This window comes from Rhodanobacter terrae (assembly GCF_042657005.1).
In the GTDB taxonomy this organism is placed as follows: Bacteria; Pseudomonadota; Gammaproteobacteria; order Xanthomonadales; family Rhodanobacteraceae; genus Rhodanobacter; species Rhodanobacter terrae.
In genome coordinates this window covers 25,658-40,353 of sequence record NZ_JBHSNG010000005.1, presented here as the reverse complement: position 1 = coordinate 40,353, position 14,696 = coordinate 25,658, and the positions used below count along the sequence as shown (strand labels likewise).

The following is a 14,696-nucleotide window of genomic DNA, read 5'->3' as shown; positions in this document are numbered from 1 at the left end:
CGAGCCGGAGTTCCCCATGCTCAACATCACCAATCATGACGGCGGCATACGCGAGATCCAGCTGGCGCGCCCGCCGGTCAATGCGCTGAACCTGGACCTGTTGCGCGCGCTGCATGCCGCCATCGATGACAGTGTGCTCGATGGCATCCGCGGCATCGTGCTGTCCGGCGCTCAAGGCCTGTTCTCCGCCGGCGTCGACATACCGGCTCTGCTGTCGCGCGACCGCGCCGGCGTGCTCGAATACTGGCGCGAATTTTTTTCGCTGTGCGGCACGCTGGCCCGCGCGCCGATTCCGCTGGTCGCGGCGATCACCGGCCACAGTCCGGCCGGCGGCGCGGTGCTGGCGCTGTTCTGCGATTACCGCGTGATGGCCGAGGGTCCGTACCGCATCGGCTTGAACGAAGTGCAGGTGGGACTGATCGTGCCCGAGGCGATCCAGCTGGCATTGCGCCGCGTGGTCGGCACCTACCGCGCCGAACGGTTGCTGGTTTCCGGCGCCATGATCGAGGCAGCCGAAGCGCGAGCCTGCGGCTTCGTCGATGAACTCACCGGCGTCGAACAGGTCACCACGCGTGCGCTGCACTGGCTGGGCGAATTGCTGGCGTTGCCGCCGCACGCGATGCTCGCCACCCGCACGCTGGCGCGAGCGGACCTGGCCGCGGCTTACGCCGACCTCGACGCCCTGCCCCTGGAAGACTTCACCGACGCGTTCTTCCATCCGCAGACCCAGGCCGTGCTGCAACAGCTGATGGCGCGACTGAAAGAAAAGAAATAACCGCAATCTCGTAGGAGCCCGCTCGCGGGCGATGCTCCTGCTTCGATGGTGGGATAGGAAAGATCAGAGCAACGGCATCGCCCGCTAGCGGGCTCCTACCTGTGCCATGCCGATCCTGACGCCCTGGACGCAGGCCGTGCTGCAATGGCCGATGGCGCGACCGAAAGAAAAGAAATAACCGCAATATTGTAGGAGCCCGCTCGCGGGCGATGCTCCTGCTTCGATGGTGGGAGAGGAAAGATCAGAGCAACGGCATCGCCCGCTAGCGGGCTCCTACCTGTGCCGTGCCGATCCTGACGCCCTGGACGCAGGCCGTGCTGCAACGGCCGGTGGCGCGACTGAAAGAAAAGAAATAACCGCAATATTGTAGGAGCCCGCTCGCGGGCGATGCTCCTGCTTCGATGGTGGGAGAGGAAAGATCAGAGCAACGGCATCGCCCGCTAGCGGGCTCCTACCTGTGCCGTGCCGATCCTGACGCCCTGGACGCAGGCCGTGCTGCAACGGCCGGTGGCGCGACCGAAAGAAAAGAAATAACCGCAATCTCGTAGGAGCCCGCTCGCGGGCGATGCTCCTGCTTCGATGGATGGCGGGATAGGAAAGATCAGAGCAAGAGCATCACCCGCCAGCGGGCTCCTACAAAAAAAAGGTCAGCCTTTGGCGACTGGGCGTGCGGGATCACTGACCCAGCCGCTCCACGATGGCGCGTAAAGCCGTGAGCCGTGCAACCCGGCATGTTCCATCGCCAGCAGGTTGTGGCAGGCGGTCACGCCGGAACCGCACATGTGCACCACGTCCGACGGCGCGATCGAACCCAGCACCGCAAGGAATTCCTCGCGCAACCGGGCGGGCGATTTGAAGCGGCCGTCGCCGCCGAGGTTGTCGGCGAACGGGCGGTTCAACGCGCCGGGCACATGGCCGCCGACCCGGTCCAGCGGCTCGACGTCGCCGCGATAACGCGGTGCCGCCCGTGCATCCAGCAACTGCCCGGACGCGCCACCGGGCAGTGCCGCGTGATCGACCAATACCTGGTTGGCGTCGTAATGCAGCGACACCCGGCTGGCGGGTCGTGCAACCGGCGCTCCCGACTCCGTCGGCAGGCCTGCAGCCAGCCACGCCGCATAGCCTCCATCGAGCACGGCGACCTGCCGCACACCGACCAGCCGCAGCAGCCACCACAGCCGTGCGGCGGCCAGCGCGCCGCTGCCCGCGTCATAACTCACTACCTGCATCGCGGCATGCCAGCCCCAGCGCGACAGCAGCATGTTGAACGCCGGCTCCAGCGGCAGCGGGTGTCGTCCCAGGCCTTCGGACTCGCGCGACAGGTCGGACAAGTCGTGATCGAGGCTGGCGAATACGGCGCCGGGAATATGGCCGTCCAGATAATCGCGGTGGCCCTTGCCCGGATCGGCCAGATCGAAACGACAGTCGACGACGAGCACGTCCTGCGACGGCAAGGCGGCAAGTTCGGCCGCCTCGATCAAGGTGGTTTTCAGCGTCATGTCCGTCCCATCCTCTGCAGCAGGTTGAATAGCATGGCGGCGGTGGCGCCCCAGATGCGATGACCGCCGTGGACGAATTCCACCATCGGCCGCTGATGACCGCGGAACTCCATCGTGTAGCGGCGCAGGTTGGCCGGCTCCAGCAGGAATGCCAGCGGCACCTCGAATACTTCGGCCACCTCGTCCGGCGCCGGATACAGCCGTGCCTGGGCAGCGATCTTCGCCACCACCGGCGTGATGCGGAAACCGCTGATGGTCTCGAAGCGGTCCAGATAACCCAGCGGCGTCACGAGTGTTCGATCGAGGCCGATCTCTTCCTCGCTCTCGCGCAAGGCCGTGGTCAGCGCGTCGCCGTCGGCCGGCTCGCTGCGGCCGCCGGGAAAGGCCACCTGGCCGGCATGCGACTGCAGGTTATCGGTGCGCACGGTGAGCACCAGGCGCGGCTGCACGCCCTCGCGCAAGCCCACCAGCACGGCAGCCGGCTTGCGCTGCGCGTGGCCGAGCAGCTCGGCCATGTCCGTGTGATTCCAACCCGGCCCTGTCGGCGGCGCCGACAATGGCAGCAGCGCATTGATCAGCGCCTGCATCACGGCCGTTCGCGGCCCGGCAGGATCACCTGCATGACGAACAGCCGCTCGGAGTCGCTCATCGCGCGCCAGCGGCCGATTTCCTCACCGGTGCGCCGACAGCCCACGCAATAGCCATGTTCGTCCAGCCGGCAGATGCCGGTACAAGGACTCAACGGAGGCGTTTCGGCGGGATTCGGGGCGTTCGACATGCCCCGTCATGTTACCACCGGCGCCAGTCAGGGCTTGTCGGAAGCCGACTTGATGTCGAGCAGCTCGATCTCGAACACCAGTGCCTCGTTCGGACCGATCCGCGGCAACATGCCTTCCTCGCCATAGGCCAGCTGCGGCGGAATCACCACCTTCCAGCGATCGCCTATGTGCATGCGCGGGATCACGTCCTGCCAGCCGCGAATGACGCCGTTCACCGGAAAACTCACCGGTGCGCCATGTGCCCAGGTGCTGTCGAATTCGGTGCCGTCGATCAGCATGCCGCGGTAGTTCACGGTAACCATGCTGGTCACCGTCGGACTCACCGTGCTGGTACCTTGACTGAGCACCGAGTACTGGATGCCCGACGGCAACTGCACCACACCGGGCCGCTGCCGGTTGCGCGCCATGTAAGCGGCACTCTTGCGCGCATTGGCGGTGGCGATGCGCTTGAATTCGGCCAGCGCGTCGGCATGCATCTGCTGATCGAGGCGCTGCAGCTGCAGGTGCATGTCCTGCATCGACACGCTGGGATGACGCTTGGCGTAGGCATCCTGGATCGCACGCAACAGCGTGGGAATGTCCACGTCCGGCTTGCCGTCCGCGAACTGGCTGCCGATCTGATAGCCGATCGCATACGACAGCTTTTCCTTGTCTGGCTTCGCCGTGACGGCGGGAGCGGCTGTTGCCGCCGACGCGGTCGGCGCCGACAGTTGGCTCTGCGCATGCACTGCACCGCCCAGCAACAGCAACACGCCGAGCAGCCCGCCATGCAGATGTACCATGCCTTTCTCCACCGGACCTTCCCTATCGTATCGCGACAGTCGATCTTGACGGATCATCCTAAGCGGTTCGACGAATCCCTGCAGCGATCGCGCTCGTGGCTTGAGAAACTCCGCGGCGGCAAAGGTTCCCGCTGCTACCATCGCCCCTTCGCATCCATCGGGAGTCGCTCGTGGCTTATCGCAACCTGGAAATCGGCAACCGCGGCGCGGTGCGCACGATCACCGTCAACCGCCCCGACAAGCTCAACGCGCTGAACCGCGACACACTCAACGAGTTGACCCTCGCGTTTGCGCAGGCCGCGCAGGACGATGCCGTGCGTGCGGTGGTACTGGCCGGCGCCGGCGAAAAAGCCTTCGTCGCCGGCGCCGATATCGCCGAGATGAATGGCTATACGCCGGTGCAGGCGCGGAGTTTCTCGCGCACCGGGCAACGCCTGATGAGCTCGATCGAGCGGCTAGGCAAGCCGGTGATCGCGCGCATCCAGGGCTTCGCGCTCGGCGGCGGCATGGAGCTGGCGATGGCCTGCCACCTGCGCGTAGCCGGCCAGAAGGCGAAATTCGGCCAGCCGGAAATCAATCTCGGCCTGATTCCCGGTTTCGGCGGCACCCAGCGCCTGTTGCGTCTGGCGGGCCGAGGCGCCGCGCTGGAGCTGTGCCTCACCGGCGCGCCGGTCACCGCGCAACGCGCGTACGAATTGGGCATCGTCTGCCGCGTGGTCACCTCCGAAGCGCTGGATGAAACGGTGAACGCGCTGGCCGACCAGCTCGCCAGCGCCGCGCCGCTGGCTGCCGCCGGCATTCTCGACGCGGTATTGCAGGGCGGCGAAACCGCGATCGACCAGGGGCTGGAGTTCGAGACGCAGGGCTTCGCGCTGGCATTCTCCACCGAAGACATGCGTGAGGGCACTACGGCGTTTCTTGAAAAGCGCAAGCCTCAGTTCGCCGGACGCTGAGCCCAATCGCCGCATCGCGGCGGCATGCGGTGCACTGATCAGTGATTCGAACCACGGTAGTTCTTCTCGCCCGCGGTGACGCGCAGGTCCAGCCGGTTTTCGGGCGGTGCCAGCGGACAGGTGGCGAATGGAGTAAACGCGCACGGCGGGTTGTAAGCCTTGTTGAAATCCAGCACGACCTTGCCATCCTCGGGCGGATCGACATACAGGAAGCGCGCGGCGCCGTAGGTTTCCTTGCCGCTTGTGCGATCGGCAAACACGACGAAGTATTGCTTGTCGCCCGGCACCTCGATCACCGGCAGGATCTCGAAACGCTTTCCGTCGCGGTCGAACTCCAGCCTGCCCGGCACCGGGTATTTGTCGATGGTCCCGATGACCGTACCCATTTCCAGCGTCTCGCCCGGCGCAGCCGGAACCCAGGTCGCCTCGATCCGCCATGACGGATCGATCGGAAACGAATCGATGCCGAGGAAGTGCTTGCGGCTGGGCGCGTCGCTGTCCTTCAGGCGCAGCCCCTTGCGGCCGTCGCGGTCGATCACATAGAAGCTCGCGGTACCGAAGCTCACCGTGGTCTGCATGCCGTCGCTGGCTTTCACGTCATCGATCAGCGTGGCTTCGTGCATCGGCTTGCCGTCGACCAACGCGCCGCTGTCATGGGCCAGCACGAGATGCACTTCGCCGGTGCTGCCCAGGGTCGCCACACCCAGATGCGCGGGGCCGGCCTTCAGCACGATGTCATTGTCGGCCGCGCTGCCGATGCGGTTGGGGCCATGCTTCAACCATTCCAGGCCGATCAGGCTCAGCCATCCGTCCGGTGCGGTCAGCCGCTCGAGCCGGCCGGTGCGCCATTGCTCGATGCTTTGCTTGTAACGGTCGGTATCGGTGGCATGCACGGCGGCGACTCCCAGAATGGCGGCGGCAACAAACAGGCTGGCACGGATCATCGGTCTCTCCAGCGGAACGACTGCAAATGGTGCTTCAACGGCCGCGCATGAACAACTTGTCGAGTTCGGCCAGGCTGAGCTGGACCCAGGTCGGGCGGCCGTGATTGCACTGTCCCGAGCGCTCGGTCGCTTCCATCTCGCGCAGCAGCGCATTCATTTCGGGGATCGTCAGCCGCCGCCCCGCGCGCACCGAACCGTGGCAGGCCATGGTGGAGAGCAACTCGTTCTCCAGCTCCTGCAGGCGGCGCGAACTGCCGTGCTGGGCCAGTTCGGACAGCACGTCGCGACTGAGCTGCGCCACGTCAGCGCCCTCCAGCAATGCTGGAATGCGCCGCACCACGATCGTCGCCGGACCGCTGCGCGACAACTCCAGGCCCCACTCGGCCAGCGCCTCGGCATGCTCTTCCGCCGCCGCCGCCTCTTTCGCGCTGACTGCGATGCCGAGCGGAACCAGCAGCATCTGCGAGCGCAGGTTGCTGGCGACGCGACCGGACTTCAGCTTCTCGTAGGTGATGCGTTCGTGTGCCGCATGCATGTCCACCAGCACCATGCCATGCGCATTCTCGGCCAGCACGAAGATGCTCTTCAGCTGGGCTATCGCGAAACCCAGCGGCGGCGTTTCGCCCTCTTCCGCCGCCGGCATCGGCGCGGAAGACGGACTCGATGCGGACGCTGATTCGCCAAGCAAGGCGGCGTAGCCGGCCAGCGGCGCTTCCCGTACGCCCAGATTCAAACGGTTCTGACTGAACTGGCCAGGCCACGCGGCTGCGCTGGAATACGCCGGTGCGGCATGCGCTCCGGCAACCATCGGCACCGGCACCGATTCCGTCGCCGGCGGCATATTCGCCCCGGCGCGCGTCTGCGCCAACGCCTCGTGCAAGGTGCGAAACAGGAAGTCGTGCACCAGCCGTTGCTCGCGAAAACGCACTTCGTGCTTGGCCGGATGCACGTTGACGTCCACCCCGGCAGGATCGAGTTCCAGATACAACACGAACGCCGCATGACGACCATGAAACAGCACGTCCGCATACGCCTGGCGCACCGCATGGGCGACGATGCGATCGCGTACCAGCCGGCCATTGACGTAGAAATACTGCGAATCGGCCTGCGCCCGCGAGGCGGTGGGCAGGCCCACCCAGCCGGACAGGTGCAGCCCGGCCATGGCGTGATCGATGCGCAGGCTCTGTGCCGGAAAGTCCTCGCCAAGCACCTCGGCCACGCGTTGCAGCTCGGCCTGCTCGTTGCGCGCCGCCTTCCAGATGCGCACCGGCTTGCCGTTGTGGCTGAGCCGGAATTCCACCGAGCCGCGCGCCAGTGCCAGCGACTTCAGCAAGTCGTCGATATGCGCGAATTCGGTGCGTTCGGCGCGCATGAATTTCCGCCGCGCCGGCACGTTGTAGAACAGGTCGCGCACTTCGGCGCTGGTACCTTGCGGATGCTGCGCGGGGCGCGCCGCCTGCAGCTTGCCGCCGTCGACCTCGACGCGGAACGCGGCATCCTGATCGCGCGCGCGCGAGGTCAGCGCGAAACGCGATACCGACGATACCGAGGCCAGCGCCTCGCCGCGGAAGCCCATGCTGGCGACATGTTCCAGATCGTCGAAACTGCCGATCTTGCTGGTCGCGTGCGAGGCCACTGCCAGCGGCAGCTCGTCGACATGGATGCCGCCGCCGTCGTCGCGCACCCGGATCAGGCGGGCGCCGCCCGCTTCGATGTCCACTTCGATGCGGGTGGCACCGGCGTCGAGACTGTTCTCGACCAGTTCCTTGACCACCGAGGAAGGTCGTTCGATGACCTCGCCGGCGGCGATCTGGTTGATGAGTTCGGGGGGAAGCAGGCGGATCACGGTCATCCGCGAACTCTAGCAGCGAACGGCGGTGTAGCTGTCGGCGACACGACGCCGACCCGATTCAGATCAACCGGCCGGATCAGCCGGTGGGTATGGCCAGCAAGGTGCCGGCATGCACCGTGTCCGTGTTCAGCTGGTTGGCCGTCTTCAACGCGCCGACGCTGATGCCGTACTGGCGAGCGATGCTGCGCAGGCTTTCACCCCGGCCGACCCGATGCAGGTCGCGTACGCCGGCATCCGCCGGAGGTGCCGGCGGATTGCCGGCCAGCGTGACGCGGCGGGTGCTGGTCGACTTTGTCGCCGGCTCCTCGTCGACATCGGCGGGCTTGCTCGACGCAAGCTCGACGCCATTGCCATTGCGGCGAGCGGCCTGCGCCGCGAACCAGGTACCCGGCGGCGGCGTCGATTCGAAGTAATTCTTCACCCCGCTCATCACCGCTTCGGCGAGCTGTTTCTGATGCGCCGGATCACGCAGCTTGCGTTCCTCGGCCGGATTGCTGATGAAGGCGGTCTCGACCAGGATGGAAGGCACGTCCGGTGAACGCAGCACCACGAAATTCGCCCGTTCGACATAGCCGCGATGGGTGGGCCCGAGCTGGCCCAGCGCCTTGAGCACGTTGCCGGCGACGATGTCGCTGGCCTGCATCGCCCAGCCCTGCTGCAGATCCAGCAGCACCTTGGCCAGGCCGTCGTCCTTGTCGTCCAGCGTGATGCCGCCGATCAGATCGGCGCGATTCTCCCTGTCGGCGAGCCAGCGCGCGGCCGTGCTGGTCTTTCCGCGCGGCGACAGCACCCACACCGACGAACCTTTGGCGTCGTCGCTGGTAAAGGCATCGGCGTGGATCGACACGAACAGATCCGCGTTGTTTTCGCGGGCGATGCGATAGCGTTGCGTGAGCGGGATGAAATAGTCGCCATCGCGCGTCAGCACGGCCTTCATGCCTGGCTGGCGATTGATTTCCGCCGCGAGATTGCGCGCCACAGCCAGCGTGACATTCTTCTCCAGCGTGCCGTCGGGTCCGTGCGAGCCCGGATCCTTGCCGCCATGGCCGGCATCGACCGCAACCACCACCGCGCGCTGACCGTTGAGCATGGCCGCGGCCTGCTCGGTAGCGACGCGACTGCTGTGGCTGGGACTGCTGCCGTACTTGAGGACCTCGACCGACGCAGGAGCCTCTGCTGCCGGCGCGGCCGGGGCCGCGTCGGCGACGCTGGCGCGGTCGTCCTTGCTGCCGCTGTCATTGCCGGGATAAAGATCCAGCACCAGCCGATAATCCATGCCACTGGCCGGCTTGAGCACGAAGCTCTTCAGGCGGCTGCCCGGATCGGTCTTGGCGGTCAGTTGCAGGCGATCGCCGATGCGGGCGTGACTCATGCCCCGCAGCAGGCCTTGCGCGGCCGGATCGGAAAAATCTCGGCTTACCCCGCTGCCGGGAAGATCGACCACGATCTGGCCATCTTTCTGGTTGACCGTGTAATGCAGCGGGCCGGAAGCATCGAGCACTACACGGGTGTAGTCCGGGCCGGCCCAGACCCGCGCATCCTTCAGGTCGGCCGCCCGCGTCACGCACAGCGGCGCGATCGCCAGAACGACGACGGCGACAAATCCACCCAAATTGTTCAGGTAGCCCCTCATGAGCCGCATTGAAACGCAGTCGATCATCGAAAGCAAGCAAGTTTTCCTTTGAATATCCATAACCTGCGAATCATTCATCAGGCTGTATCAAGTTACCGACTGCAAGTCGCGCATTCCGAACAGATCCTTGCCGGAACGCCGGATCGCCAATTTCTCAAGGGAAATCGATACTTAGCTGCATTCAACTCAGCCGCGCGAGCAGCTCTTCGCCACGCGGGGTGAAGGCGCGCAGCAATGCGTGGCGGCCCAGCTCGGCATAGCCCAGGCGCAGCTCGAGATCCGCTGCCGGCAAGGCGCCGGCGCCGCGCTCGGGCCATTCCACCAGCACCAGCGCGGCCGGATCGGCCAGCGCGTCCAGCCCCAGCCACTCGAGCTCACCGGGATCGGCGATCCGGTACAAGTCCAGATGCCAGGCTGGTCGTCCCCCCGCCATATAGCCCTCGACCAGGCTGTAGGTCGGACTCTTGACCCGTTCGCCCACACCCAGCGCGGTCAGCAGGGCGCGCGCGAAACTGGTCTTGCCAGCGCCGAGCGGGCCATGCAGGTAGAGCACCAGCCCATCGTCCAACACGTCGGCCACCTGCGCGCCCAGGGCAGCGGTGGCCGCCTCGTCCGGCAACGACCATTCCCGCCCAGGTTCGATATGCCCGGTCATGTATCGCGCCCGCAGCCCGACATGCCGTTGCCAAGTTCGCGCAACGGCGCCAGCAGGTCGCTGGCCAGCAGTCCGCGTTCGCCCCGCTGCGCGGCAAGATCGCCTGCACGCGCGTGCAGGCCGACGCCGAGGCAGGCGGCGCGCCATGCGCTGCAGCCCTGCGCCAGCAGCGCGGCGACGACACCGGTCAGCAGATCGCCCATGCCGCCGGAAGCCATCCCGGGGTTGCCCCAAGGACAGACGTCCAGACGTCCATCCGGATCGGCGACGAGACTGCCGACACCTTTCAGTACGACGACTGCGGCGTACCGCTTGGCGAGCTCGCGGGCGGCCGCGAAACGATCGCGCTCGATCTCGCGGGTGGCGACGCCGAGCAGTCGGGCCGCTTCGCCCGGGTGTGGCGTCATGACGGCAGGCACGGTAAACCGACGCGGCTCACGCGCCAGCAGGTTCAGGCCGTCCGCATCGAGCACCAGCGGCTTGTTCGCATCCAGCGCGGTCAACCACAGCGCATGACCCCAGGAAGCCTGGCCAAGGCCCGGCCCCAGTGCCAGCACGCTGGCGCGTTCGAGCAGCGGCATAAGCGTTTGCGGACCATCCACACCATGCGCCATCAGTTCCGGCCGCGCGGCATTCAGCGCGAAGACGTGCCCGGCGCGGGTCGCCACGCTGACCAGGCCGGCGCCGGCGCGCAACGCCGACTCGCCAGCCAACCGCGCCGCGCCGGCCATGCCGTGCTCGCCGCCGATCACCAGCACATGGCCGTTGTCGCCCTTGTTCGCGTAACGCGGGCGAGGCGGCAGCGCGGCGGCGACCAGCAGTTGGGCATCGGGCGACGTCGCCGCATACAGGCTATCGGGTACGCCCAGGGTGGCCAGTTCGAGCACGCCGACCTGATCGGCGGCGCGGCCGGTATGCAGCCCGCGCTTGCCGGCGATGAAGGTGACCGTGACACTGGCGCGTATCGCCACGCCGGGGCAATCGCCGCTGTCGGTGTTCAAGCCGCTGGGTACATCCAGCGCCAGCACCGGCCGGCCGCTGTGATTGATCTGCTCGATCAGCCGCGCCGCCGCCGGCTCGGGCGCGCGATTGAGGCCGATGCCGTACAGCGCATCCACATGAAGTTCGGCCGCAGGCAGCACGCCATCGATGTCCCACAGCTGCACCTTGCCGCCGCCGGCCTCCCACGCCGCACGCGCCAGCGCCGCGTCGCCATGTGCGGCCGCACTCAGCGCCACCAGCTCGACCTGCAGCCCGGCTTCACGTGCGAGCACGCCCAGCAGGAAGCCGTCGCCGCCGTTGTTGCCGGGACCGCAATGAATGCAGATCTGCTGCAGTTGCGGCCAGTGCCGGCGCAGGCTGCTCAGCGCGGCGCTGGCCGCGCGGCGCATCAGCTCCTGGCCGGAGATTCCCAGGGCCGCCAGCGCGGCACGTTCCATGACCCGCAGTTGTCCGACGGTATGGAGATCGCGGCTGTACGGGTGGATCGGCATGCGCGAATTATAGGCATGCACCGCCTCTACAATGGATGGATGTCCAGCACCGGCATCCACCATACGCCCGATTACGCATCCCTCGCCCGCGACATCAAACGCTGGGCGATCGAACTGGGCTTTGCCGAAGCCGGCATCAGCGGCACCGATCTGGGCGAGGACGAGCGGCATCTCGAGCGCTGGCTCGAGGATGGCCACCATGGCGAGATGGAGTACATGGCCCGGCACGGCAGCCGGCGCGCGCGCCCGGCCGAACTGGAGCCCGGCACGCAACGGGTCATCTCGGTGCGCATGGATTACATTCCGCCGGGCACGGCCAATGCGTGGAACGTGCTGGAAGATGCCGAGGCCGGTTACGTGTCGCGCTACGCGCTGGGGCGCGACTATCACAAGCTGATGCGCAACCGGCTGCAGAAACTGGCCGAACGCATCCATGCAGTGGTCGGCGACTTCGGCTATCGCGCCTACGTGGACTCCGCGCCCGTGCTGGAAAAAGCCTTGGCGCGCAACGCGGGGCTGGGCTGGATCGGCAAGCACACCGTGTTGATCAACCGCCGCGCCGGCTCGTATTTCTTTCTCGGCGAGCTGTACACCGACCTGCCGCTGCCGATCGACCAGCCCGCCAGCGCGCACTGCGGCAGCTGCCGCCGCTGCATCGATATCTGTCCTACCCAGGCGATCCTCGGACCGTACCGGCTGGATGCGAAACGCTGCATCTCCTATCTCACGATCGAGCTCAAAGGCCGCATCCCGGAAGAGTTGCGCGCGCCGATGGGCAACCGCATCTTCGGCTGCGACGATTGCCAGCTGGTGTGCCCGTGGAACAAGTTCGCGCAGGAGACCGCCGAGCCGGATTTCGCGCCGCGGCACAGCCTCGACGGCGCGAAGCTGGTCGAGCTGTTTGCATGGAGCGAAGAGGAATTCCTCAAGCGCACCGAAGGCATGGCGATCCGCCGCACCGGCTACGAAGGCTGGCTGCGCAACATCGCGGTGGCGCTGGGCAATGCGCCGCCGTCAGCGGACGTGCGCGAAGCGCTAGCTGCCCGCGCCGATCACCCTTCGGCGATCGTGCGCGAGCATGTGGCGTGGGCGCTGGGGCGTCAAACCGACGCCGTCGCATCGAGCTGAATCAGGCAGCCGCCATCTGCTTGGGGATCGAGCGATTGGTGTGGCTGATGCGATTGTTCTGGTCGACGTAGACGCAGGTAGGCTGGAAGTGCTCCAGCTCGGCCTCGCTCAGCTGGGCGAACGCAGCGATGATGATCAAGTCACCCACCTGCACGCTACGTGCGGCGCTGCCGTTCACCGAGATGATGCCCGAGTCTTCCTCGGCGCGCAGCGCGTAGGTGACGAAGCGCTGGCCGTTGTCGATGTCCCAGGCGTGGATCTGCTCGTACTCGCGGATGCCCGCGGCATCCAGCAGGTTGCCGTCGATCGCGATCGAGCCTTCGTAGTGCAGTTCGGCATGGGTGACCGTGGCACGATGGATCTTCGACTTGAACATGTTCAGTTGCATGACGTTCTTTCCCGCAGGGACAGCCTGCAAAGTCGGCAATTATCGAACCGTTGACGCTGCGCTGCAACATCAACGATATCGGCTCCAATATGGGTCTGCGTCAATCGAACAGCAAGTTGTCGATCAGGCGGGTATTGCCCAGGCGTGCGGCGATCAGCGCAATCAGGCCCTCGCGCTCGCCCTCGGCCGGCTCGGCCAGATCTTCGGCGCGGCGGATCACCGCGTAATCGGGCGCAAATCCGGCACGGATCAGGCGTGCGGAGGCAGTCTGCTCCAGTGCCTGCCAGGAATGCCCCTTGCCCATCAGTTCACGCATCTTCAGCAACGTGTCGTGGATCAACGGCGCCCGCGCGCGCTCGGCGGCGGACAGATACTGGTTGCGCGAACTCAGCGCCAGTCCGTCGTCGGCGCGCAAGGTGGGCGCCGCCATCACCATCACCGGCAACGACAGATCGCGCACCATTCGCTCGATCACCTTCAGCTGCTGGAAGTCCTTCTGGCCGAACACCGCCAGATCCGGCTGCACCAGATTGAACAGCTTGCACACCACGGTGGCCACGCCATCGAAGTGTCCGGGCCGATGCGCTCCCTCCAGCGTGTCGGTGATCTGCGGCACGCGCAGGCTGACGCTGTGCTCGGCGCCGAACGGATAGATCGTCGCCACGTCAGGCGCGAACAGCAGGTCGCATTCCTGCTCGGTCAGCGCCGCCTGATCCTGCAGCAAGGTGCGCGGATAGCGTTCGAAATCCTCGTTCGGGCCGAACTGGGTCGGGTTGACGAACACGCTGGCGACAACCCGGTCGGTACGCGCCCGCGCCAGCCTGATCAGCGACTGATGACCGGCGTGCAGGTTGCCCATGGTCGGCACGAAGCCCACCGTCCGCCCTTTGGCGCGCCAGCCGCGGATCGCGGCGCGCAAGGCCGGGGCATCTTGTACGGTCTGCATGGTGCGTCGGCTCGCTGCTCAGTTGAAACAATGCTCGGGCGCCGGAAAGGCGCCGCTGCGCACGTCCTCAGCATACGCCGCGATAGCCGCAGCGACGGAGTCGCGTCCGGCCAGGAAATCCTTGCTGAACTTGGGCCGTTTGCCCGGCGTGATGCCGAGCATGTCATGGATCACCAGTACCTGCCCGTCGCAATGCGGACCGGCACCGATGCCGATCACCGGTATCGTCAGCGCCGCCGTCACCCGCCGCCCCAGTTCGACCGGCACGCCCTCCAGCACCAGCAGGTTCGCACCAGCCGCCTGCACGGCCAAAGCCTCGTCCAGCACCCGATCGGCAGCCGCCTGTTCGCGGCCCTGGATGCGGAAACCGCCAAACTTGTGCACCGATTGTGGGGTCAGCCCCAGATGGGCACATACCGGAATCGCGCGCACGGTCAGCGCCGCGATCGCTTCGAGAATGTGCGGTGCGGCGCCTTCGACCTTCACCATCGCCGCACCGGCTTCGCCAACCAGCCGAGCGCCCGCTTCCAGCACATGCGCAAGATCGCGATCGGCCATGAACGGCAGATCCGCCACCAGCAAGGTCGCCGACAAGCCACGCGCCACGGCAGTGGTGTGATAGACCATGTGATCGAGGGTCACCGGCAGCGTGCTGCGATGTCCCTGTACCACCATGCCCAGCGAATCGCCGACCAGCGCGATGTCGATCCCGGCCATCTCCAGCTGCCAGGCGAAACTGGCGTCATAAGCGGTCAGCATGACGATGCGCTGTCCCTGCGTTTTCATCGCGAGCAGGCCCGGCACGGTGACCGGCTTGCGTTCGGGGGCATTCGCGTTCTGCACGTACACGGCAATTCCTGGTGGGATGG

The 14,696-nt window shown here is 66.4% G+C and carries 13 protein-coding genes and 1 pseudogene; 3 read left to right on the top strand and 11 right to left on the bottom strand.

The features are described 5' to 3' along the window. Nucleotides 1-16 precede the first annotated feature (16 nt). Complete coding sequence (locus ACFPPB_RS06535) at nucleotides 17-775, top strand: enoyl-CoA hydratase/isomerase family protein (protein WP_377325559.1); 759 nt, start codon at nucleotides 17-19, stop codon at nucleotides 773-775. A 647-nt stretch (nucleotides 776-1,422) separates the two neighbouring features. Here the strand turns inward: ACFPPB_RS06535 and ACFPPB_RS06530 are convergent. The 3 genes and pseudogenes from ACFPPB_RS06530 to ACFPPB_RS06520 form a co-directional block, all read right to left on the bottom strand. Next, entirely contained in the window at nucleotides 1,423-2,274 is an 852-nt protein-coding gene (locus ACFPPB_RS06530) for a sulfurtransferase (protein ID WP_377325557.1), read from the bottom strand. Next, nucleotides 2,271-3,052, bottom strand: a pseudogene (locus ACFPPB_RS06525) (NUDIX hydrolase). Before ACFPPB_RS06525 ends, ACFPPB_RS06530 begins: the two are co-directional and overlap by 4 nt. Nucleotides 3,053-3,079: 27 nt before the next feature. Further along, nucleotides 3,080-3,835 carry an FKBP-type peptidyl-prolyl cis-trans isomerase gene (locus ACFPPB_RS06520; RefSeq protein ID WP_377325555.1) on the bottom strand — a complete coding sequence of 252 codons (756 nt, stop codon included), beginning with the start codon at nucleotides 3,833-3,835 and terminating at the stop codon, nucleotides 3,080-3,082. 170 nt (nucleotides 3,836-4,005) lie between these two features. Here ACFPPB_RS06520 and ACFPPB_RS06515 point away from each other — a divergent pair, with 170 nt between their 5' ends. Next, complete coding sequence (locus ACFPPB_RS06515) at nucleotides 4,006-4,788, top strand: enoyl-CoA hydratase-related protein (RefSeq protein ID WP_377325553.1); 783 nt, start codon at nucleotides 4,006-4,008, stop codon at nucleotides 4,786-4,788. Nucleotides 4,789-4,826: 38 nt separating this feature from the next. Here the strand turns inward: ACFPPB_RS06515 and ACFPPB_RS06510 are convergent, their stop codons facing one another. The 5 genes from ACFPPB_RS06510 to ACFPPB_RS06490 form a co-directional block, all read right to left on the bottom strand. Further along, nucleotides 4,827-5,732, bottom strand: a complete 906-nt coding sequence (locus ACFPPB_RS06510) for a DUF1684 domain-containing protein (RefSeq protein WP_377325551.1) — start codon at nucleotides 5,730-5,732, stop codon at nucleotides 4,827-4,829. 34 nt (nucleotides 5,733-5,766) lie between these two features. Beyond that, nucleotides 5,767-7,584, bottom strand: coding sequence for a DNA mismatch repair endonuclease MutL (gene mutL / locus ACFPPB_RS06505; RefSeq protein WP_377325549.1), 1,818 nt, complete (start codon nucleotides 7,582-7,584; stop codon nucleotides 5,767-5,769). 76 nt (nucleotides 7,585-7,660) lie between these two features. Then, on the bottom strand, nucleotides 7,661-9,217 hold the full coding sequence (locus ACFPPB_RS06500) for an N-acetylmuramoyl-L-alanine amidase (RefSeq protein ID WP_377325547.1): 1,557 nt from the start codon (nucleotides 9,215-9,217) through the stop codon (nucleotides 7,661-7,663). Between the two features lie 181 nt (nucleotides 9,218-9,398). After that, on the bottom strand, nucleotides 9,399-9,872 hold the full coding sequence (gene tsaE / locus ACFPPB_RS06495) for a tRNA (adenosine(37)-N6)-threonylcarbamoyltransferase complex ATPase subunit type 1 TsaE (RefSeq protein WP_377325545.1): 474 nt from the start codon (nucleotides 9,870-9,872) through the stop codon (nucleotides 9,399-9,401). Beyond that, nucleotides 9,869-11,365: an NAD(P)H-hydrate dehydratase gene (locus ACFPPB_RS06490; RefSeq protein ID WP_377325543.1), complete on the bottom strand. Its 1,497-nt coding sequence runs from the start codon at nucleotides 11,363-11,365 to the stop codon at nucleotides 9,869-9,871. Before ACFPPB_RS06490 ends, tsaE begins: the two co-directional genes overlap by 4 nt. Before the next feature lie 15 nt (nucleotides 11,366-11,380). On the opposite strand from ACFPPB_RS06490, the gene queG reads away from it, so the two are divergent. Next, nucleotides 11,381-12,493: a tRNA epoxyqueuosine(34) reductase QueG gene (gene queG, locus ACFPPB_RS06485; RefSeq protein WP_377325541.1), complete on the top strand. Its 1,113-nt coding sequence runs from the start codon at nucleotides 11,381-11,383 to the stop codon at nucleotides 12,491-12,493. Between the two features lies 1 nt (nucleotide 12,494). Here queG and panD read toward each other — a convergent pair whose 3' ends face one another. The 3 genes from panD to panB form a co-directional block, all read right to left on the bottom strand. After that, complete coding sequence (gene panD, locus ACFPPB_RS06480; protein WP_377325539.1) at nucleotides 12,495-12,881, bottom strand: aspartate 1-decarboxylase; 387 nt, start codon at nucleotides 12,879-12,881, stop codon at nucleotides 12,495-12,497. Between the two features lie 100 nt (nucleotides 12,882-12,981). Then, nucleotides 12,982-13,827, bottom strand: a complete 846-nt coding sequence (gene panC, locus ACFPPB_RS06475; protein ID WP_377325537.1) for a pantoate--beta-alanine ligase — start codon at nucleotides 13,825-13,827, stop codon at nucleotides 12,982-12,984. A gap of 18 nt (nucleotides 13,828-13,845) precedes the next feature. Next, nucleotides 13,846-14,676, bottom strand: a complete 831-nt coding sequence (panB, locus tag ACFPPB_RS06470) for a 3-methyl-2-oxobutanoate hydroxymethyltransferase (protein WP_377325535.1) — start codon at nucleotides 14,674-14,676, stop codon at nucleotides 13,846-13,848. Nucleotides 14,677-14,696: the final 20 nt, after the last annotated feature.

Bases quoted from the DNA above. Each gene is read 5' to 3' on its own strand.
- panD (WP_377325539.1), bottom strand. From the start codon at position 12,881: ATGCAACTGAACATGTTCAAGTCGAAGATCCATCGTGCCACGGTCACC.
- ACFPPB_RS06490 (WP_377325543.1), bottom strand. From the start codon at position 11,365: ATGCCGATCCACCCGTACAGCCGCGATCTCCATACCGTCGGACAACTG.
- mutL (WP_377325549.1), bottom strand. From the start codon at position 7,584: ATGACCGTGATCCGCCTGCTTCCCCCCGAACTCATCAACCAGATCGCC.
- queG (WP_377325541.1), top strand. From the start codon at position 11,381: ATGCACCGCCTCTACAATGGATGGATGTCCAGCACCGGCATCCACCAT.
- ACFPPB_RS06530 (WP_377325557.1), bottom strand. From the start codon at position 2,274: ATGACGCTGAAAACCACCTTGATCGAGGCGGCCGAACTTGCCGCCTTG.
- panC (WP_377325537.1), bottom strand. From the start codon at position 13,827: ATGCAGACCGTACAAGATGCCCCGGCCTTGCGCGCCGCGATCCGCGGC.
- tsaE (WP_377325545.1), bottom strand. From the start codon at position 9,872: ATGACCGGGCATATCGAACCTGGGCGGGAATGGTCGTTGCCGGACGAG.
- ACFPPB_RS06510 (WP_377325551.1), bottom strand. From the start codon at position 5,732: ATGATCCGTGCCAGCCTGTTTGTTGCCGCCGCCATTCTGGGAGTCGCC.
- ACFPPB_RS06500 (WP_377325547.1), bottom strand. From the start codon at position 9,217: ATGAGGGGCTACCTGAACAATTTGGGTGGATTTGTCGCCGTCGTCGTT.
- ACFPPB_RS06535 (WP_377325559.1), top strand. From the start codon at position 17: ATGCTCAACATCACCAATCATGACGGCGGCATACGCGAGATCCAGCTG.
- ACFPPB_RS06520 (WP_377325555.1), bottom strand. From the start codon at position 3,835: ATGGTACATCTGCATGGCGGGCTGCTCGGCGTGTTGCTGTTGCTGGGC.